The following is a 19,389-nucleotide window of genomic DNA, read 5'->3' as shown; positions in this document are numbered from 1 at the left end:
ATCTAGGCAAGTGAAATTAACTAAGCGAAGCGCGCGACAGATTTAACGAAACGAGCGATTAAAAGTGAGTCTGCTAAGTTGTTCCGGTTCCGCTTTGTTTAACCCGCTCTAGTATAAGGTGACTTAAGTGACCAGAATTACGTCAAAAGTAAATCCTCGCGCAGAGGATTTCCAAAAAAACGCTGCGGCGATGCAAGCCGTGGTCGATGATCTGAATAGCACAGTACAAAAAATTAAACTCGGTGGTGGTGAAGCGTTGATCGCGCGGCATACCGCACGTGGCAAGCTGTTTGTGCGCGAGCGCATCCAAAAACTGCTTGACCCGGGCTCACCCTTTTTAGAAGTAGGCCAATTTGCCGGTTGGGAATGCTATGAAGACTACGTACCCTGTGCCGGAGTGGTTGCCGGTGTAGGTCGTGTCAGTGGTGTGGAGTGTATGATTGTCGCCAATGATGCCACCGTAAAGGGCGGTACTTACTACCCGCTAACGGTAAAAAAGCATTTACGTGCGCAAGAAATTGCTGAGCGCTGTCACTTACCCTGTATTTATTTAGTCGACTCTGGCGGCGCTAACCTGCCACGCCAAGACGAAGTTTTCCCCGATAAACTGCACTTTGGGCGTATTTTCTTTAATCAAGCGAACATGTCAGCCAAAGGTATTCCGCAAATCGCGGTAGTCATGGGGCTTTGTACTGCAGGTGGCGCTTATGTGCCTGCCATGGCCGATGAAAGCATTATTGTTAAAGAACAAGGCACCATTTTTTTAGCCGGTCCACCATTGGTAAAAGCCGCCACCGGTGAAGAAGTCTCCGCCGAAGAGCTCGGCGGTGCCGATGTGCACTGTAAAATCTCCGGCGTGGCAGATCATTATGCTTTAAATGACGAACACGCCCTGCAACTTGCTCGTAATGCGGTATCCAGACTGAACCGCCCCGCACCTCAGCAAATGGATGTAAAAGCAGCGCAAGAGCCTTTATATGATGCTAAAGAGCTGTACGGCATTGTCGGTACCGACTTACGCAAACCATTCGACGTGAAAGAAGTGATTGCTCGTATTGTCGACGGCTCAGATTTTGATGAATTTAAACAATACTACGGTGCTACCCTCGTTTGTGGTTTTGCGCGCATCTTCGGCTATCCCGTGGGCATTGTCGCCAATAACGGGATTTTATTCTCCGAATCGGCGCAAAAAGGCGCGCATTTTATTGAGCTTTGTGCCCAGCGCAAAATCCCGCTGTTGTTTTTACAAAATATCACCGGTTTTATGGTGGGTAAAAAATACGAAGCCGAAGGTATTGCCAAACACGGTGCCAAAATGGTGATGGCGGTTAGCTGCGCCAAAGTGCCGAAATTTACCGTGTTAATTGGCGGCAGTTATGGCGCCGGTAACTACGGCATGTGCGGCAGGGCTTACGATCCTACCATGATGTGGATGTGGCCGAATGCGCGCATCTCGGTAATGGGCGGTGAGCAAGCCGCCGGTGTTATGGCCCAAGTAACTAAAGATGGCTTAGCACGCAAAGGTGAAACGTTAAGTGTTGACGCTGAAAAAGCCTTGAAACAACCCATTGTTGAACAATATGAGAAACAAGGCCATCCTTACTATGCCAGTGGTCGCTTATGGGATGATGGCATTATCGATCCGTCACAAACGCGAATGACCGTCGGTTTAGCTTTAGCGGCCGCCTTAAACGCCCCAATTGAAGAAAGCCGTTTTGGTGTATTCAGAATGTAAGGTGTTACCGCAGCCAGTTTGCTTAATAGCGAGCTGGCTGCGCTGAAGTAGGTTAATCACAAAAGGTGTTTTATGTAGTAAGCAAACGCTTGCTGGCTTATCAAGCCATACCGGCAACCCCATTACTTTATAAGCAGAAAGTCTTAACTTTCGGAGATAAAAATGACCCAGGTATACACAGAAGTTAATATCGATACCCGTGGCGTAGCAACTTTAACGCTGAACCGCCCTGCTGTGCATAACGCTTTTGATGACGCGATGATCGCCGAATTAATTAATGTGTTCAACGAACTCGCCAATAACGATGCCGTACGGATTATGGTACTTGCCGCCAATGGCAAAAACTTCTCTGCCGGTGCCGATTTGAATTGGATGCGCGCTATGGCGCAAAAAGATTACGATGAAAATCTGGGTGATGCCGCCGAATTAGCCACTTTAATGCACTTGCTCGATAAATTTCCAAAACCCACTATTGCTTTGGTTAACGGTGCAGCCTTTGGCGGCGCGGTTGGCTTAGTGGCTTGCTGTGATATTGCTATTGCCAGTGACAGCGCCACTTTCTGTTTAAGTGAAGTGCGCATCGGTTTAATGCCTGCCGTTATTAGCCCTTATGTGATGCGAGCATTGGGCGAGCGCGCCAGCCGTCGCTACTTTATCACTGCAGAGCGCTTCAATGCCGCTACCGCACTGCAACTGGGTTTATTACATGTTGTGGTAAGTAGCGATGACATGCAGGCCTGCTGTGAAGGTTTTATTACTCAACTGCTGCAAAATAGCCCAGCGGCGATGCGTGCGGCTAAAACCTTGTTGCAAAACATCTACAACCGAAAAATTAGCAACAATGTTATTGCTCATACCCAGCAAGCGATTGCCGATATCCGCGTATCTGACGAAGGCCAAGAAGGCTTAAGCGCATTTTTAGACAAACGTACCCCAGCTTGGCAAAACGCAGTAACCACCGATGATAAGGCAGGGAAATAACATAATGTTTCGTAAGATCTTAATAGCTAACCGTGGCGAAATTGCTTGTCGCGTGATTGATACCGCACACAAACTCGGTATTCGCTGCGTGGCGGTTTATTCTGAAGCCGATACCAATGCCCGGCATGTCAGAATGGCCGACGAAGCCTACTTACTCGGCCCTGCACCAAGTAAAGACTCCTATTTACGCAGTGATAAAATCATTGCAATTGCTAAACAAAGTGGCGCCGAGGCGATTCACCCAGGTTACGGTTTCTTATCTGAAAATGAAGATTTTGCTAACGCCTGTGCGCAAGCCGGTGTGATTTTTATTGGCCCACCCGTGGCGGCCATCACCGCGATGGGCTCAAAAAGCGCGGCTAAAGAAATTATGGCGGCTGCAGGTGTGCCCTTAGTGCCGGGCTATCATGGCGACGATCAAAGCGATACCTTGTTAGCTGAAGAGTCAACCCGTATTGGTTATCCGCAATTACTGAAAGCCGCCTACGGTGGCGGCGGTAAAGGCATGCGGGTTGTTTGGAACAAAGACGAATTTGCCGCTGCTTTAGCCAGTGCCCGACGTGAAGCCAAAGCCGGCTTTGGCAATGATAAAATGCTAATTGAGCGTTACTTAACCAAACCGCGCCATATTGAAATTCAAGTATTTGCCGATAATCACGGCAATGCGGTGTATTTGGCTGAGCGTGATTGCTCTATTCAGCGTCGGCATCAAAAAGTGATTGAAGAAGCCCCAGCCCCCAATTTTAGCGCTGAGCAGCGTAAAGCCATGGGCGAAGCTGCTGTAAAAGCCGCTAAAGCCATTGATTATCGTGGCGCTGGTACGGTGGAGTTCTTATTTGACGAAGACGGTTCTTTCTACTTTATGGAAATGAACACCCGCTTGCAAGTTGAGCACCCTGTGACAGAAATGATCACCGGCCAAGACTTAGTAAAATGGCAATTATTAGTGGCCGCGGGCGAGCCTCTGCCATTGGCACAACAGGATATTCAATTAGACGGCCATGCTATTGAAGTGCGCGTTTATGCCGAAGATCCGGATAATGACTTTTTACCGGCTACCGGCAAACTGACTTACTTACGTCAACCCGAAGCGAATCGCCATGTGCGGGTCGATACCGGCGTGGTCGAAAACGATGAAGTGTCGCCCTTTTACGATCCGATGATTGCCAAGCTGATTGTTTGGGATGAAAGCCGTGACCGCGCAATTGCCCGCATGCTGCGCGCCTTGGATGATTACCGTATCGCCGGTGTGACGACTAACCTGAGCTTTTTAACCAGCCTGACCGAACACCCTGCGTTTAAAGCTGCACAGCTAGATACTAACTTTATCACTCAGCATCAAGAAAGCTTATTTGCCCCAGCGAATAATGAAACCAATCAAGCCTTAGTACTGGCTGCATTGTTTGTTTTACAACAACAAAAAGCCCCCAGCTGCAGTCATACAACTTTTAGCCCATGGCAATTTAGCCATGGCTGGCGTTTAAATGAAATGCCGACCGTTCACATTGCTTTGCATTATGGCGAACAGAAACAAACACTGACTATTCAGCAACATGAGCAGCATTATGTTATTGATGTGCAGAGCCAACAATTATGCTGTACCGCCGAGCTTATCGGTGATGAACTTAGCGCCGTGTTAGGTGATCATCGTACCAAGGTGCGGGTAAGCCAATATGGCGACACCATCAGCATCTTTATTAAGCATCAGCGCTACGACTTTATCTATCAAACCGAAGTCGCTACCGAAGTTGATGGTAGCGAGCATGCCGGCAGCTTAACCGCGCCGATGAACGGCACTATTGTGGCGGTCATGGTTGAAGCTGGCGCCAAAGTTAAAGCCGGTGAGACCTTAGTGATCATGGAAGCCATGAAAATGGAATACAGTATCAAAGCACCGAAAGATGGCGTAGTAAATCAGCTGTTTTACCGTGCCGGTGAGCTGGTACAAGACGGTGCAGAACTGGTCGATTTTACAGCGGAGGAGCAATGAGTTTTCCTAAAGCCGTGCGCCTAGTGGAAGTGGGCCCTCGCGATGGTTTGCAAAACGAGCAAAATGTTAGCACCGACGCAAAAGTGCAGCTAATCAATATGCTCAGCGCTGCAGGCCATCGCTATATTGAAAGTGGCGCCTTTGTCTCCCCCAAATGGGTACCGCAAATGGCCGACTCAGCCGAGGTGTTCGCCGGTATTTCGCGCGGTGCTAATATCACCTATGCTGCCCTCACACCCAATTTAAAAGGTTACGAAGCCGCTAAAGCGGCCGGTGCCACTGAAGTAGCCATCTTTGGCGCCGCATCAGAAGCCTTTAGTCAAAAAAACATTAATTGCTCGATCAGTGAAAGCTTGGCGCGTTTTGCGCCGGTACTGGATGCAGCAAAAGCAGATGGCATTAAAGTACGAGGGTACATCTCTTGCGTCGTCGGTTGCCCCTATCAGGGTGACGTTGCGCCAAGCGAGGTCGCGCGAGTAGCCAAAGCACTACTAGAGATGGGCTGCTATGAAATTTCGCTAGGAGACACCATCGGGGTTGGCACCCCACTTATGGTGAATGCCATGCTGGACGCCGTGCTCAAAGTAGCGCCGGTTGAACAACTCGCAGTGCATTTTCATGACACCTATGGCCAAGCCTTAACCAATATTTATGTGGCGCTCAGTCGTGGCATTAGCGTGATTGACAGCGCCGTAGCCGGTTTAGGCGGCTGCCCTTACGCTGCAGGTGCCTCAGGCAATGTCGCCACTGAAGATGTGGTGTATTTATTAAATGGCTTGGGCATTGAGCACGGTGTGGATTTAGACGCTTTAGCCGCTGCAGGTGGGTTTATTACCGAGCAATTGGGTAAAACTACGAACTCAAAAGTAGGCTTAGCTCTTAGCGCTAAATGCACGACGTAACATAAAAATAGGCCTTACGCTTTTACTGAAAAAATCGAAGCGCTGCGAAATCTCAACAAACAAATAGCGCAGCACAATTTTTGGTGGGACCGTGTTTTTCAGGGATGAAAAACAGGAGCGTACAAGGATATATTTACAGCGTGTCCCAACAAAATTGGGCGCAGCGGCAGTGCTAGTTAGACAAAACGCAGCGCAATTTTTGGTGGGACCGTGTTTTTCAGGGATGAAAAACAGGAGCGTACAGGGATATATTTACAGCGTGTCCCAACAAAATTGGCCGTAGCGACAGTGCTGCCAATAAAGAACGTAATGAACTTTATTTATAAAAAATAATATTTATTAATATCCGATTTTACTTCCAAGTAAGATATGCAGGAAAGAAAGGAATTAAAATTGCGCCTAGTTCTAAAGTAGGATTGTCGCTCAACACCCATAGCGGGCAAACTCATTCTTAGTTAAATGTTAACAACAATACACATTGAGCTTGATATATCGTTAAGCTTTACATACAACTTTGCCGGAACACGCCGTGAATACATCCATGTAGTCTCCTGTTTTTCATCCATGAAAAACACGGTTCCGGTCAAAGTGTATTGCAAGCTTAACTCAATCGAACTTTAGCTTAGGTTTCTAGTTCAGCAGCGATAAATTTAAGTTTTCGAAATGACAGAAACAAAATCAATTTCGCCAAGACTATGGCTGCTAGTTAGCACTTAGAAAAGTCACTGACAGCCCTTGCAATGCATTGTTGGTTGTTGAATCGTAGATGGTACAAGTGGTTAATAGAAAACGATGATGTAACTAACTAAGATACGCTTTCGCTACGAGCTTAACACAGAAAATACCTAGGCCAGTGCAGCATTCAGGGCGAAAGCTGCGAAAAACATTTAAAAGCTAAGCCGTTTAATACATATTTAGATTGATACATGTTCAATAGTCAGACAAGCGACTCAAAAACAGAGGACACAAAATGGCAGGGTTTAATAAAGTCGTACATAACTACGAAGACGCCATGGCAGGCTTGCAAGACGGCATGACCGTTATTGCCGGCGGCTTTGGCTTATGCGGTATCCCAGAAGGGCTTATCGCCCAAATCAAAAAAATGGGGACCACCGACTTAACCGTGGTATCTAACAACTGCGGTGTTGACGGTTTTGGTTTAGGCGTATTACTCGAAGATCGTCAAATCAAAAAAATGGTCGCCTCTTATGTAGGTGAAAACGCCCTGTTTGAAAAACAATTACTCAGCGGCGAACTTGAGGTGGAATTAACACCACAAGGCACTTTGGCCGAAAAAATGCGTGCTGGCGGTGCCGGTATTCCCGCCTTTTTCACTGCTACCGGTTACGGTACACCGGTGGCCGAAGGCAAAGAAACGCGTGAAATCAACGGCCGTCATTACGTATTAGAAGAAGCCATTACCGGCGACTTTGCCATTGTACGTGCATGGAAAGCCGACCGTTATGGCAACTTAGTGTTCCGCCATACCTCAATGAATTTTAACCCGATGGCCGCTACAGCCGGCAAAATCACCGTGGCCGAAGTGGAAGAAATTGTCGAGCCTGGCGAATTAGAGCCATCACAAATTCATACCCCAGGTATCTACGTGCAGCGCGTTATCAAAGGCAACTTTGAAAAACGCATTGAACGTCGTATGGTTCGTAAAGATTAAGGAGACTGCAATGGCTTTATCACGTGAACAAGTTGCCATGCGTGTCGCGCAGGAGCTTAAAGACGGTTACTACGTCAATCTCGGGATCGGTATCCCAACGTTAGTCGCAAACTATGTACCCGCCGGTATTGAAGTGATGCTGCAATCCGAAAACGGTTTACTCGGTATGGGGCCCTACCCAACCGAAGCAGAGCTGGATGCCGATATGATTAATGCCGGTAAAGAAACCGTTACCGCTATCAAAGGCGCGGCGATTTTCAGCTCGGCTGAAAGCTTTGCCATGATCCGCGGCGGTCATGTCGATTTAACCGTACTAGGCGCTTTCGAAGTGGATCAAAACGGTAATATTGCCAGCTGGATGATCCCCGGCAAGCTGGTTAAAGGTATGGGCGGCGCCATGGACTTAGTGGCCGGTGCACTCAACATCGTGGTCACCATGACGCACGCCGATAAATACGGTAACAGCAAGTTGCTGACAGATTGCACCTTGCCATTAACCGGTGTCGGTTGTGTGAAGAAAATCGTTACCGATCTGGCCGTACTAGAAGTGCGGGATGGCGCCTTTCATTTACTTGAGCGTGCGCCTGGCATTAGCGTGGAAGAGATCCAACAAAAAACGGCAGGTAAACTGATCGTTAATGGCATTATTCCAGAAATGGTATTTAATTAAGTAAGCCATAAACAGATATTAGGGCGCGAGTACGGCTAAGGCTGATCAGTTTGGTGTTTTCCATAACACCTTTTATTTAACTGACAGGCATTGTTGATATCGCGCCTTTTTTTTGACCAAGCAAATATCATATGATAGAGTCGGCGCATACCAACTGATAAATCAGGTGTATTATGACCGCGCAAGTTCATGAGTTTATTCCAAGCCACTACGCTAGCCCGAACCTCTGGCAACAGCTAGGCATTGCCGAGCGCGGGCCTAAATTGTATCAAGCGTTACATAACGGCTTTCATTACAACGTATTTGAAAAACTCGCTTTATCGGCACAGCTCGATAAAAAACAACTGGCTCAAGTGTGTCAATTAGCGCCCGCAACACTGGCTCGTCGCGCGAAAAGTGGCCATTTTACTCAAGATGAAAGTGATCGTTTATACCGTTTCGCTACCGTACTGGTGGCCGCTAATGCCCTTTTTGCACAGGATAGCGCAGCCACTAAACGCTGGTTAACCGAGCCGGTGTATGGCCTAGGTGATAAAACCCCGCTCGATATGCTCAGTACCTCTGCCGAAAGCCAAGCCGTCTTAGATTTAATCGGCCGCTTGTCACATGGCGTTTTTGCCTAAGATGTCCGCAAAAGACACTGTTCAGCTTTATCGATTAGTGCATCAACAATGGGCAGCACAGGCTTTTGATGGCGAAGGGGCCTATTTATATGGTGGGCGTTGGAATAACAAAGGTCAGCGTTGTATCTATACGGCAGGCTCTGAAGCGTTAGCCGTTTTAGAGATCTTGGTGCATTTAAATAATCGAGCGGCACTGCGCCAATATCGTTTATTTCAACTTAGTGTAGCAAGCAGTGCCGTGTTGCAACTGAGCCAAGAGAACCTGCCCGCAAATTGGCGCGCCCAACCGGCTGGGGCTGATACAGCCCGTTTAGGCGATGATTGGCTGCAGCAAAAGGCCAGCTTAGCTTTAGCGGTGCCCAGCGTGTTGGCACCGCGTGAAACCAATATTTTATTAAACCCGCAGCATAGCCAATTTAAAGGCTGCCTCAGCAGCCTTGTTGAATTGGAATTTATGCCCGATCCACGCTTAACGCTTTAACCGCGCCAGCAAACTAGAAGTATCCCAGCGACCACCACCAAGCTGTTGCACTTCACTATAAAACTGATCAACCAATGCGGTTAGGGGTAAATGACTGCCATTTTTGCGCGCTTCATTCAGCGCAATCGACAAGTCTTTACGCATCCAATCCACGGCAAAACCAAAATCATATTCTCCGGCCAACATGGTAAGCGAGCGGTTTTGCATTTGCCAGGACGAAGCCGCGCCTTGAGAGATCACCTCGACCACCGCCGCGCCGTCTAAACCGGCATTTTGGGCAAAATTCAGTGCTTCGGCCAAGCCTTGTACCACCCCAGCAATACAAATCTGATTGACCATTTTAGCTAACTGGCCATTGCCCGCGGGGCCCAATAATTTTACGCAGCGCGCATAACTTTGCATGGCGGTTTCAGCTTTGGTATAGGCTGCGGGTTCGCCCCCAACCATCACAGTTAAAATGCCTTTTTCTGCACCCGCTTGGCCACCTGATACCGGCGCATCTAAAAAGCCTAACTGCTGTTTAGCACAAGCCATGGCCAGTTCACGTGCTAAATCAGCCGACGCTGTGGTATGGTCAATTAATACCGCGCCAGCCTGCATGCTTGCTAACACACCGTGCTCGCCATACACCACCGAGCGCACATCATCGTCGTTACCTACACAAACAAACACTAAGCTCGCGCCACTGGCTGCAGCGGCTGGCGTTGCAGCAGCCTCACCTTGGTAGTGTTCAACCCACTTTGCCGACTTGCTCGCGGTGCGGTTATATACGCTGACTGCATAGCCTTTTTGTTGCAAATAACCCGCCATTGGGAAACCCATTACACCTAAGCCGATAAAGGCCACTTTCACTGCTTGATTTGACATATAACTGACTCAAAAATATGACATACTGTGGTTATAGCTTACTAAGTTCTCTAACCAATGAACAGCAAATAAAAGGATCTGCAATGCCCTCTATCTATGATTTTACTGTGCAAGATAACCAAGGACAGCCCATCGAACTCAGTCAATATCGCGATAAGGTGCTGTTAATCGTCAATACCGCCAGCAAATGCGGTTTTACGCCGCAATATAAAGAGCTAGAAGCCCTCTATCAGCAGTATCACACGCAAGGTTTGGTGATTTTAGCCTTCCCCTGTAATCAGTTTGGTGGGCAAGAACCTGCTGGCAATTCTGAGATCCAACAGTTTTGTGAAATCAATTTCGGGCTAAGTTTCCCATTAATGGCTAAACTGAATGTTAATGGGCCTGATACCGCGCCCCTGTTTGATTATCTTAAAGAGCATGCCCGTGGTTTACTGAAAAGCAGAGCGATAAAATGGAATTTTACCAAGTTTTTGGTAAATAAACAGGGGATGGTAGTAAAACGTTATGCACCGCGCACTAAACCCGCCAGCATAGCGCCGGCCATCGAAGAATTACTGTAAATTTGATCTGGCGCTAATTATGACCGAACAAGATACCCTACACTATCCGCAATCTGATGGGAGATTGCCGATGAAAATCGCTGTATTCAGTGCCAAAAAATACGATAAAGAAGGGTTCAGCCAATGGGCTGATCCCAGTCTTCAATTTCACTATATTGAAAGCCGACTTAACCTAGAACACCTTAAACTGGCGCAGGGCTGCCATGCTATCTGCGCCTTCGTTAATGATGATTTATCAGCGCCAGTGTTAGAGCAGATGTCAGTGATGGGCATCGAAATGGTTGCATTGCGCTGCGCCGGCTTTAATAACGTCGATTTAGACACCGCCAAAGCCTTAGGTATCCGCATCGCAAGGGTCCCCGCTTACTCGCCTGAGGCAGTAGCAGAGCATACCGTCGCTATGATGCTGACGCTTAATCGCAAATTACATAAAGCTTACAACCGCGTGCGCGATGACAATTTCGCCTTAGACGGTTTATTAGGTTTTAATATGCACGGTAAAACGGTGGGCATCATTGGTACTGGCCGCATCGGGCTGGCAACCGCTCGGATCTTAAAAGGGTTTGGTTGCAAACTGCTTTGCTATGATATTAAACCTGATCCGGAATTGGCCGAGCATTACACCAGCTTAACCGCGCTTTATCAGCAAAGTGACATTATTAGTTTGCACTGCCCACTGTCACCACAAACCCAATATATCATTAATGCCAATAGCCTTAACTTGATGAAAGAAGGCGTGATGCTGATTAATACCAGCCGCGGTGCATTAATTGATACTAAAGCCGTTATCGATGGTTTGAAAAATCGTAAAATTGGTTATTTAGGCTTAGATGTGTACGAGCAAGAAGCGGATATTTTCTTTGAGAACTTATCAGAGCAGATGATTGATGATGAAGTGTTTAAGCGCTTATTAACCTTTTCCAATGTATTAATTACTGGGCATCAGGCATTTTTTACCAAAGAGGCGTTACAGCAAATTAGCCATATTACCAGTGAAAACTTGTTAGCTTATGCCAGTGGCAGTTTTAACGGTAACGAGTTAGCTAACTAGTCGCAATGGGTGCAATAAGCAGCCATTGCGACTTCTCTATCATCGAGATTAGCACCGTTAAGCCGCAACACTGCACTTAACAATGATCATCGCCAACGATGTTAGGCGTCGTCGCTTGTTTCATCAACCAGCGTTTCAGCCATTTCATCTGGGGAAACCACCACACCTGGACCATCCGCGTCTGGCAATACGGCAATACTTAACTCATCACCATTTAAGCCTTCAGTCCACTTGCTTAACCAGGTTTCTAAATCCACGGCTTGCGCTTGGCAGTTTGACCATTCGCCTTCAATCCACTGCTCAGCTAACTCAAGGTGTGGCCATACTGGGATACAACGTTCATCTTCGGCACTGACTAAAACAAAACCTTCATCATCTGTTAGGATCCAGATCTGCTGTAAATCTGCAACGGCTTGAATAAAGTAGTCGTAACGCTGCTCTGCATCAAGCGCCGTTATGCGTGCTAACTCTTCTGCCGATAATTGGTATTCCATGTGTCTATCCCATACTGTCAATAATAAGGTTAATGATGACGGATCTGCCGGCATAATGCCATCAGAAAAAGCGTTAGCGCAGCGCTTAGCTTAAAAAAAGGACAGTGCTAGCAATATCAACACGGCATAACGCAAAGCCTTACCGATAGTCACTAACAGCAAAAATATCGAAAAAGGCATTTTTAACACGCCTGCGATCATCGTTAGGGGATCGCCTACTACCGGCAGCCAAGATAACAACAAACTCCAGCGGCCATAACGCAAAAACAGTCGCTCGGCACGCGCTAATTGGCTTGTCGATACTGGAAACCAGCGTTTATGCTGGTATAAACGTAGTTTTTGACCAAGCCACCAATTCACGCAAGAGCCTAAAGTGTTGCCCAAGGTAGCGCTTAGCCACAACAACAACGCGACATGCCCCTGTTGCAGTAAAGCCAGTAACAGCAACTCTGAAGAGGCCGGAAAGATCGTAGCAGCAATAAAGCCGGTTAAAAATAACGAAAAATAAGCCAAAACGTCTACCTTTTACTCTATGGAGATGCGACCAAGCGTCTTAATCGTACCGTTGCTTATAGCGACAAAAAAATCAGCGCAACATTGCCCTCATTATTAGTATAAAACAATTGCTTGGCTATACTTTAGTCGCAGCACACTGAGCACGCATTGACTTTGCTAACGCTTTTACCGAATCTGCTTAATCATATAAAAAATTGGGAGTCATCATGCCGCTAAAGTTGACACAACACCTGCTGTTTTTAGTGCTGTTAGCACTCAGTCAACTGCTGTTGCTCTGGCTAGACTATGCCAAGGTAGCAGTAGGCTTATCTTTTTTACTTACCGCTTTCTATTTGTATGCAGTCTCGAAATCTGTACAACCCGACTCGCCGCTTGAAACAAAGACAACGCATGAGCCGGTTTTAAATGACATTTCAACTGCCACCTCAAAAATGGCTATTGGTGCTGCTGAAGTATCCTTTTATATTGATGGCTTAATTAAAGATATTCAACAAAGTGGTCAAGATAGCCAGCAAATTGCCAACGCGACCAACGCGGTTGCCGACACCAGCAGTAAACTTAATCACAATTTGCAAACCATCAACCTTGCGCTCACTCAAACCGCCAGTGCCAGTTTACAAGCGGATCAGAAATTACAATCCGGTGTGGATAAAATTCAACAGCTCGCCAAAGCCGTTAGCCATGCGGCGAACGAGTTGTCTGCCCTGCGCGGTAATGCAGATAAAATTCAACACATTACTCAAGTTATTGATAATGTCGCGGCACAAACCAATTTGCTGGCACTGAATGCGGCCATTGAAGCGGCAAGAGCGGGTGAACAAGGACGCGGTTTTGCCGTGGTCGCCGATGAAGTGAGAGCCTTAGCCGGCAAAACGGCGAATGCCACCAAAGATATTGGCAGTATGCTGGCCGATATTCGCTCACAAAGCGCGCATACAGCAAATTTGATGACCCAATTAGAAGAAGCCAGCCATCAGGTGCAGTTAGAGTTACAAGATGTTGCCAGCGGCGTGCAGCATATCAGTCAGGAGGTCAGTCAATCCTCTACTACCTTAAACCAAATTGAACACCTCAGCGCCGATCTTGAACAAAACAGTGTGCAGATCAGTAGCGCTATCAGTAATATCAGCCAAGCACTGCAGGCTATCGAGCAAAAAGGCGGCAGTATTGCCAGTCAAGCTATTGATGTCTCAGTAGAAACCGAAACCATTTATCGCGCCCTTAGCCAGCAACAACACGATGCTTTTTATCAACCGATCTTACAAGAAGCACAACAAGCGGCAAGTGCCATTGGCGAGTTACTGCAACAAGCGATCAGTCAGGGTAAATTTAGCCAGCAACAATTATTTGCCGAGCAATATCAGCCTATTGCTAACACCAATCCGCAAAAATATCATACCGCCTATGATAAATTTACCGATGAAGCCTTCCCTGCCATTCAAGAAGCCATTTTGGCTCGACAGTCTAACGTCACCTATGCAGGGGCGGTCGACCGTAAAGGCTATTTCCCAACGCATAATCGTAAATTTAGCCAAGCATTAACCGGTAATTATCAAAAAGACTTACTGCAAAATCGTACCAAACGCATTTTTAATGATCGTACGGGCAGCCGCTGTGGCAGTAATACCGAAGATATGTTGTTACAAACGTACAAGCGCGATACCGGAGAGATCATGCACGATCTGTCGGTTCCCATTTATGTGGCCGGTAAACACTGGGGTGGTTTTCGTATTGGCTTTACTCGCTAAGTGTGTTTGGCAATGTTCAGCGCCGAACTAATAAGGTCAGCACCTCGGCATGGCTGCTATGAGCAAACAGATCGAACAGCTGGGCTTTGACTAAGCGATAGCTTTTTAGCTGCGCTATATCAGCGGCTAAACTGTGTACGTTGCAACTGGAATACAGTATAAAACGCGGTTGTAACCGTGTGATATCAGCACATAACGCGTCGCCTAAGCCCCGCCTAGGTGGGTTAACCACTAATAAATCAGGCGCCTGTGCGGCGGCATGGGCAAAGGCCGCAGAGTCTAACGCTTGAAAACGCACCTGAGTGAGCCCCAACTCGTTGGCCGCTTGCTCGGCACTGGCTATCGCAGCGGCGGAAATTTCAATGCCGGTTAGTGTGGGTTGTTGCCATGTTATTGCCGTTAATTGGCTTGCTAAGTGCAGTCCAAAGCCACCGACACCACAAAACAAATCCCAGATCTGTTCAAATGGCTCACCTTGTTGCTGTAACTCAACCGCCCAAGTTGCGGCGGTATCATATAGTGCTGCCGCTAAGCTGGGGTTGGTTTGAAAAAAGCTTTGGGGTGATAAATACAACGGCACCTGGTTTAATTGCTCGCGCAGCAAGCGCTCTGTTGTAAGCACAATCTCTTCTGCCCCTTCTAACAGCGCAGCAGGTTGTGGCTGCAAATTAATACTAACCACAGCTATAGCGGGTACTTGCGCTAATAAGTGCGGTAGATACTTTTGAATGACCGCTAAATGATTTTTTGAACGTAGCACAAAACGCAGCATAAAGCGGCCGCTATGCTGGCTTTGACTCAGTAAAATAAATTTCAGCTCACCACGGCGCTGCTGCACCTGGTAAGGCTGTAGTTTAGCTAAAACGATAAAATTTTTAATAGCGGCAAATACGTCAGCAAAGTGCTCTGGATATAACGGGCAATCGGCCAAATCGACCGCTTCGTTTTGCTGATTAACAATCCCCAGCAATGGCGCTTCTGCCGTGCCAAGCACCACCATTTTGGCTTTATAACGAAAACCCTGCTCGCTACTGGCCATTGGCGCTAATAAATGAAACGGCGCAAAAGCAGCCAATACATCCACTAACTGTTGCTGTTTGTTAGCCAGTTGTGTGGCATAAGGCTGCGCTAACCATTGGCAGGACTGGCATCGATCTGCCATAAAATGGGCACATTGCACAATATTATTCCTCAGCCAGCATCAAAGCTATAGCTGCAGGATCACCATCATTCGGGGCAGGTTCAATTTGCAATACCGCTGCCATCACATTATAGATATCAACCATACTGAGCTTCTCAACGGCGGTGGCTTTTTTAAAGGCCGGGCCTATAGCAATCAAGGTCGTTTGCATATCTGCTTCGCTATTATCATAACCATGGCTACCACGCGGATCTAAATAAGTGGGATCGGCCTTTAAGCGAGCTAAAGCACTTTGACGCACAAAAATCCATGGCTGTTCAGCCAGTAAAAAAATCGGTGCGATACGGCTATGCTGCTGATAATGAAAGCGCGCTGGGAAATCAGCTTTACGATATAAGCGCATTTGCTCAGGGTTATAACGCTCAGCAATTTGCTGATACAGCGTGTCTTCTGCGCCCTCTTTCGGGAAAATACTGATCAATTCACGTGAAAGCCGCACATTTAACGCTAAATCGGCTGAGAATAACTCATCCGCCACAATATGCTTGCGCTGATCCACTTCGGCCATGCCATGATCTGAGCTGATAATCAGATTTAACTCATCAGCTTGACCGCGAGCGGTTAAGGTTTGCATCAAATAGGCGATCTCAGCATCCACATCGGCTAAGGCTTGTGCCGTTTGTGCGGATAAGGGTCCAAAATCATGGCCGGCTGAATCCACATCGCTGAAATATAACGTAATCACCTTAGGGCGCTCAGCATAAGGTAACGCTAACCAATCAAGCACTTGCTGGGTACGCTGACGATTTGGCGTATTATGCTCATAGGGAAACCAGTAACTTGGGCGCAGGCCATTGATTTCAGCTTCAGTACCTGGATAAAAATAAGTGGCCGCCATCTTACCTTGGCGCTCAGCCGTGATCCATATAGGCTCACCCTGCCACCAGAAACCATCCCCGACTTCCTCTGACTTACTCAAGGCAAACATACGGCCCGTTGCCGGATCATAGATAGAGTTATCCACAATACCGTGCTTTTCTGGGTGTAAACCGGTTACCAAAGAATAATGATTAGGAAAGGTTTTGCTTGGGAAGACCGGTTGTAACTGTTTAACCTGCACGCCCGCTGCTGCAAGCTTAGAGAGAGTTGGTGCGTGATGCAGTTGCAAATAATCGTGACGCAAACCATCAATTGAAATAATTAACAAGCTGGTTTGAGCGCCGTCTTTTACCGTCGACTCGGTTTGTTCGGGTTTAGCGCAAGACACTAGCAACAGCAGCATAACAACAGTTAAAAATCGCATGAAACTAACCTTTTATTAGCAGAAACTATCAGCGGAAACCCACAAAGCCAAAGCATTAACCTGCCCAGTGCTGCGGTAACCCCTTGGCGAAAGTACAAGTTGCAGCTAACGCAGCATGCAATTTGGTAAAGACGCTTAGTTTACTGCTTTTTCAAAGGCGCTTCATGCCATTTTGCCCATAATTATTGCACGTTCAACGTAATTTCACTGCTCCCGCCTAAATCATCCTGTACCCGTAACTGATATTCTCCGGCACTGGCTGACCAAAATAAGGTTTCATTCGCGCCAACCGCCCCTAAAAAACGCTTCCCGGCAAACCAATAACTTTGTGTGGCGGCGCCATCTAAGCGCACCTGTAAGGCTAATGGCCGGCCGGCTTGAGCAAAATAAGTTAAACCCGCTTGGGGCGACAAAATCTGCGGTGGTTTTGCTTGGCTTTGGGTTAACTGTGAACATGGGCTGGCGTAAGCGGGCGGTTGCTGTAAACGCACACCTGCTTGCTGATACAAGGCCGCAATATCAGAGGGCCAAAACTCAAATACCTGTAACTCGGTTAACGGCGGTTGATGGTAACAAGCACGCAAGCCTGAAGCGCGAAAAATCGGCACTGGCCGATGTAACTCTGACAAAGCAATCGGTGATACGCCAGGGATCACCCAACCCAGCTCAGTCGCTGGGCAAAAGCGATTGGGTAATTGAAAACTTTGCCGACACAGCGCAACTTGGCGTAAGTTAAGCTTTTCTGACACCGCAAACAGCTGCTGATTCGCGTGTTGTTGCTCACCGAGTAGCGGTAATAACGAAAAGAACAAAGGTGCCGCTACCGTGCGCCCCACTAAATTCGGATTGCTGCTGCCATCAAAGTTGCCAAGCCAAACGGCCACCACGTAATCACCATAGAGCCCCAAGGTCCAAGCATCGCGATACGCATAAGAGGTGCCCGTTTTCCAAGCGACGGGGGGGCTATCGGTCAGCGCAGCTAACCGCGCATTTTGTAAGGGCTGACTACTGAGCATCTGTAAGGTTAAAAACGCCGCTTCGGGCAATAAGCCGGCGTTATTCTCTGCTGCTACCCTCTTTTTTAGTTCATGGGAGGTTATCTCAACAACATCTTGGGGGGGATTGGCTGTTACCGTCCACGGCTTAGTCTCTATGCTCACGGGTTGTGTCATTGCAACCTTGGTGGTCGCCTCGCTGGCAAGCCACTGCAAATCACGATACTGCCCTTGATTGCCAAGCATGGCATATAAACGCACCATTTGTTGCATCGACAACTCCAGTCCGCCCAGAGCTAAGGCTAAACCATAATAGTTGGCGTCTTGCGGTAAGCGAACCCCATTAGCACCGAGCCATTGGTAAAAATCAGGTTGTGCTAACTTTGCTTGTAAAGTGACCGCCGGCACATTTCGACTTTGCACCAAGGCTGCTGTGGCGGTTAACGGGCCTTGAAAACGGCGATCGAAATTCTCTGGGCTGAACAGGCCAAAGCGCTGTGGTAGATCTTTTAATAAGCTTTTCGGGTGAATATGCCCTTGCTGTAACGCTAAGGCATAAATAAAAGGTTTTAGGGCTGAGCCTGGTGAACGTAGTGCCGCGGTACCATCGACTTGCCCCGCTATCTCGCGATTATAAAAATCGGCAGAGCCAATATAGGCTTTGATCTGCATGGTTGGGCGGTGCACCACGAGCACGCTGGCATTACGCAGCCCTAAACGCTGTTGCTGGCGCAAATAGCTGTCGACCCGTTGCTGTACTTGCTGCTGTAAATGCCAATCTAAACTACTGTGCAACTGGCCATTGGGTTGTTGCACAGCCAGTGCTTGCACAAAATGAGGGGCGGTGAAAGGCAAGTCGGAGCGGCGTTTAAAGCGAAGTGGGATCTGCAATAACTGCTGCTCACTTGCTGTTAACGGATAATACTGTTGCCATATTTGCAGTAACCTGGCTCGCGCCGCTTCGAGTTGTGCCGCGCCGTTTTGCCGCTCAGGGTTACGCTGTAGCGGGTTTTGTGGGATCACTGCCAGCGCTAAGGCTTCAGCCGTGCTGAGTTCTGCGGCAGTCTTGCCAAAGTAAATCAGGCTAGCGGCAGCAACGCTTTCTATATTGCCACCGTATGGCGCGTAATTTAAATAGGCTTCTAAAATGGCATCTTTACTGAAATGCCGCTCTAAATACAAGGCCAAGCCAATTTGCTGTAATTTGCCCAGCACAGTTTGACTGTCAATTCCGTAATGTAAACGGGCTAATTGCATGGTAATGGTCGACGCCCCTTGCCGTCGCCCACCTTTTACAACACCTTGCCAAAAAGCGCGAGCCAATGCGGGCAGATCCAAACCAAAATGCTGGTAAAAGCGACGATCTTCATATAACAAGGTGGCTTGCTGTAAAGCTGGTGTCATATCGGTTAGCGCCAGTCGTAACCGATAACGTTCATCCATTGCCGGACGCAGAGCTAACAATTGGCCGCCTGCGGCAAAAACCGCTTGGCTTTGTGCATAATGGGCATACAGCTGCGGTTTAGCCGTAAACAAGGGTAAGCCATACCAAAACAACGCCAATAGCGCGACTAAGAACAACCCGCGCGCTATTTTCTGACGCCACAGCCGTTTTAACCTAAGCCGCATCACTGACAGTGCCCCAGCGTATTAGCCG

General features: G+C 47.8%; 17 protein-coding genes. 11 read left to right on the top strand and 6 right to left on the bottom strand.

The window, feature by feature from the left end:
• Positions 1-136 precede the first annotated feature (136 nt).
• The 8 genes from ORJ01_RS12270 to ORJ01_RS12235 all read left to right on the top strand — a co-directional run bounded on the left by ORJ01_RS12270 (position 137) and on the right by ORJ01_RS12235 (position 9,054).
• Positions 137-1,735, top strand: coding sequence for a carboxyl transferase domain-containing protein (locus tag ORJ01_RS12270; RefSeq protein ID WP_371930752.1), 1,599 nt, complete (start codon positions 137-139; stop codon positions 1,733-1,735).
• Between the two features lie 162 nt (positions 1,736-1,897).
• On the top strand, positions 1,898-2,716 hold the full coding sequence (locus ORJ01_RS12265) for an enoyl-CoA hydratase/isomerase family protein (RefSeq protein WP_306178269.1): 819 nt from the start codon (positions 1,898-1,900) through the stop codon (positions 2,714-2,716).
• Between the two features lie 4 nt (positions 2,717-2,720).
• Positions 2,721-4,706, top strand: a complete 1,986-nt coding sequence (locus ORJ01_RS12260) for an acetyl/propionyl/methylcrotonyl-CoA carboxylase subunit alpha (protein WP_306178268.1) — start codon at positions 2,721-2,723, stop codon at positions 4,704-4,706.
• Entirely contained in the window at positions 4,703-5,608 is a 906-nt protein-coding gene (locus tag ORJ01_RS12255; protein WP_306178267.1) for a hydroxymethylglutaryl-CoA lyase, read from the top strand. The genes ORJ01_RS12260 and ORJ01_RS12255 overlap by 4 nt, the downstream gene beginning before the upstream one ends.
• Positions 5,609-6,578: 970 nt before the next feature.
• A complete protein-coding gene (locus ORJ01_RS12250; RefSeq protein WP_306178266.1) occupies positions 6,579-7,280 on the top strand; it encodes a CoA transferase subunit A in 702 nt (233 codons plus the stop codon).
• A 10-nt stretch (positions 7,281-7,290) separates the two neighbouring features.
• On the top strand, positions 7,291-7,950 hold the full coding sequence (locus ORJ01_RS12245) for a CoA transferase subunit B (protein ID WP_226750104.1): 660 nt from the start codon (positions 7,291-7,293) through the stop codon (positions 7,948-7,950).
• 173 nt (positions 7,951-8,123) lie between these two features.
• Positions 8,124-8,573, top strand: a complete 450-nt coding sequence (locus ORJ01_RS12240) for an antitoxin Xre/MbcA/ParS toxin-binding domain-containing protein (RefSeq protein ID WP_236129432.1) — start codon at positions 8,124-8,126, stop codon at positions 8,571-8,573.
• A gap of 1 nt (position 8,574) precedes the next feature.
• Positions 8,575-9,054: an RES family NAD+ phosphorylase gene (locus tag ORJ01_RS12235; protein ID WP_306178265.1), complete on the top strand. Its 480-nt coding sequence runs from the start codon at positions 8,575-8,577 to the stop codon at positions 9,052-9,054.
• On the opposite strand, the gene ORJ01_RS12230 is transcribed toward ORJ01_RS12235, so the two are convergent.
• Entirely contained in the window at positions 9,043-9,921 is an 879-nt protein-coding gene (locus tag ORJ01_RS12230) for an NAD(P)-dependent oxidoreductase (RefSeq protein ID WP_306178264.1), read from the bottom strand. The two genes, ORJ01_RS12235 and ORJ01_RS12230, sit on opposite strands and share 12 nt — an antisense overlap.
• An 83-nt stretch (positions 9,922-10,004) precedes the next feature.
• Between ORJ01_RS12230 and ORJ01_RS12225 the strand changes: the two genes are divergently transcribed.
• Positions 10,005-10,484 carry a glutathione peroxidase gene (locus ORJ01_RS12225; protein ID WP_306178263.1) on the top strand — a complete coding sequence of 160 codons (480 nt, stop codon included), beginning with the start codon at positions 10,005-10,007 and terminating at the stop codon, positions 10,482-10,484.
• A 70-nt stretch (positions 10,485-10,554) separates the two neighbouring features.
• Positions 10,555-11,535, top strand: coding sequence for a 2-hydroxyacid dehydrogenase (locus ORJ01_RS12220; RefSeq protein ID WP_306178381.1), 981 nt, complete (start codon positions 10,555-10,557; stop codon positions 11,533-11,535).
• Positions 11,536-11,636: 101 nt separating this feature from the next.
• On the opposite strand, the gene ORJ01_RS12215 is transcribed toward ORJ01_RS12220, so the two are convergent.
• Both ORJ01_RS12215 and ORJ01_RS12210 read right to left on the bottom strand, forming a co-directional pair.
• Positions 11,637-12,083 (bottom strand): DUF2750 domain-containing protein, encoded by a 447-nt coding sequence (locus ORJ01_RS12215; protein ID WP_306178262.1) that lies wholly within the window; start codon positions 12,081-12,083, stop codon positions 11,637-11,639.
• Positions 12,084-12,119: 36 nt separating this feature from the next.
• Positions 12,120-12,542, bottom strand: coding sequence for a YqaA family protein (locus ORJ01_RS12210; RefSeq protein ID WP_306178261.1), 423 nt, complete (start codon positions 12,540-12,542; stop codon positions 12,120-12,122).
• Between the two features lie 209 nt (positions 12,543-12,751).
• On the opposite strand from ORJ01_RS12210, the gene ORJ01_RS12205 reads away from it, so the two are divergent.
• Positions 12,752-14,293: a methyl-accepting chemotaxis protein gene (locus tag ORJ01_RS12205; protein ID WP_306178260.1), complete on the top strand. Its 1,542-nt coding sequence runs from the start codon at positions 12,752-12,754 to the stop codon at positions 14,291-14,293.
• A gap of 16 nt (positions 14,294-14,309) precedes the next feature.
• On the opposite strand, the gene rlmC is transcribed toward ORJ01_RS12205, so the two are convergent.
• The 3 genes from rlmC to pbpC all read right to left on the bottom strand — a co-directional run bounded on the left by rlmC (position 14,310) and on the right by pbpC (position 19,361).
• Complete coding sequence (rlmC, locus tag ORJ01_RS12200; RefSeq protein WP_306178259.1) at positions 14,310-15,473, bottom strand: 23S rRNA (uracil(747)-C(5))-methyltransferase RlmC; 1,164 nt, start codon at positions 15,471-15,473, stop codon at positions 14,310-14,312.
• A gap of 4 nt (positions 15,474-15,477) precedes the next feature.
• Complete coding sequence (locus ORJ01_RS12195) at positions 15,478-16,737, bottom strand: ectonucleotide pyrophosphatase/phosphodiesterase (protein WP_306178258.1); 1,260 nt, start codon at positions 16,735-16,737, stop codon at positions 15,478-15,480.
• 182 nt (positions 16,738-16,919) lie between these two features.
• Positions 16,920-19,361, bottom strand: a complete 2,442-nt coding sequence (gene pbpC / locus ORJ01_RS12190) for a penicillin-binding protein 1C (protein ID WP_306178257.1) — start codon at positions 19,359-19,361, stop codon at positions 16,920-16,922.
• Positions 19,362-19,389 lie beyond the last annotated feature (28 nt).

This window comes from Alishewanella sp. SMS8, assembly GCF_030737935.1.
In the GTDB taxonomy this organism is placed as follows: domain Bacteria; phylum Pseudomonadota; class Gammaproteobacteria; order Enterobacterales; family Alteromonadaceae; genus Alishewanella; species Alishewanella maricola.
Note: the sequence above shows the minus strand (reverse complement) of the source record. Positions and strands in the feature narration are given on the sequence as shown.

Coding starts and splice junctions, on each gene's coding strand:
- ORJ01_RS12265 (WP_306178269.1), top strand. CDS start 1,898: ATGACCCAGGTATACACAGAAGTTAATATCGATACCCGTGGCGTAGCA.
- ORJ01_RS12260 (WP_306178268.1), top strand. CDS start 2,721: ATGTTTCGTAAGATCTTAATAGCTAACCGTGGCGAAATTGCTTGTCGC.
- ORJ01_RS12255 (WP_306178267.1), top strand. CDS start 4,703: ATGAGTTTTCCTAAAGCCGTGCGCCTAGTGGAAGTGGGCCCTCGCGAT.
- ORJ01_RS12250 (WP_306178266.1), top strand. CDS start 6,579: ATGGCAGGGTTTAATAAAGTCGTACATAACTACGAAGACGCCATGGCA.
- ORJ01_RS12245 (WP_226750104.1), top strand. CDS start 7,291: ATGGCTTTATCACGTGAACAAGTTGCCATGCGTGTCGCGCAGGAGCTT.
- ORJ01_RS12240 (WP_236129432.1), top strand. CDS start 8,124: ATGACCGCGCAAGTTCATGAGTTTATTCCAAGCCACTACGCTAGCCCG.
- ORJ01_RS12235 (WP_306178265.1), top strand. CDS start 8,575: ATGTCCGCAAAAGACACTGTTCAGCTTTATCGATTAGTGCATCAACAA.
- ORJ01_RS12230 (WP_306178264.1), bottom strand. CDS start 9,921: ATGTCAAATCAAGCAGTGAAAGTGGCCTTTATCGGCTTAGGTGTAATG.
- ORJ01_RS12225 (WP_306178263.1), top strand. CDS start 10,005: ATGCCCTCTATCTATGATTTTACTGTGCAAGATAACCAAGGACAGCCC.
- ORJ01_RS12220 (WP_306178381.1), top strand. CDS start 10,555: ATGAAAATCGCTGTATTCAGTGCCAAAAAATACGATAAAGAAGGGTTC.
- ORJ01_RS12215 (WP_306178262.1), bottom strand. CDS start 12,083: ATGCCGGCAGATCCGTCATCATTAACCTTATTATTGACAGTATGGGAT.
- ORJ01_RS12205 (WP_306178260.1), top strand. CDS start 12,752: ATGCCGCTAAAGTTGACACAACACCTGCTGTTTTTAGTGCTGTTAGCA.
- ORJ01_RS12195 (WP_306178258.1), bottom strand. CDS start 16,737: ATGCGATTTTTAACTGTTGTTATGCTGCTGTTGCTAGTGTCTTGCGCT.
- pbpC (WP_306178257.1), bottom strand. CDS start 19,361: ATGCGGCTTAGGTTAAAACGGCTGTGGCGTCAGAAAATAGCGCGCGGG.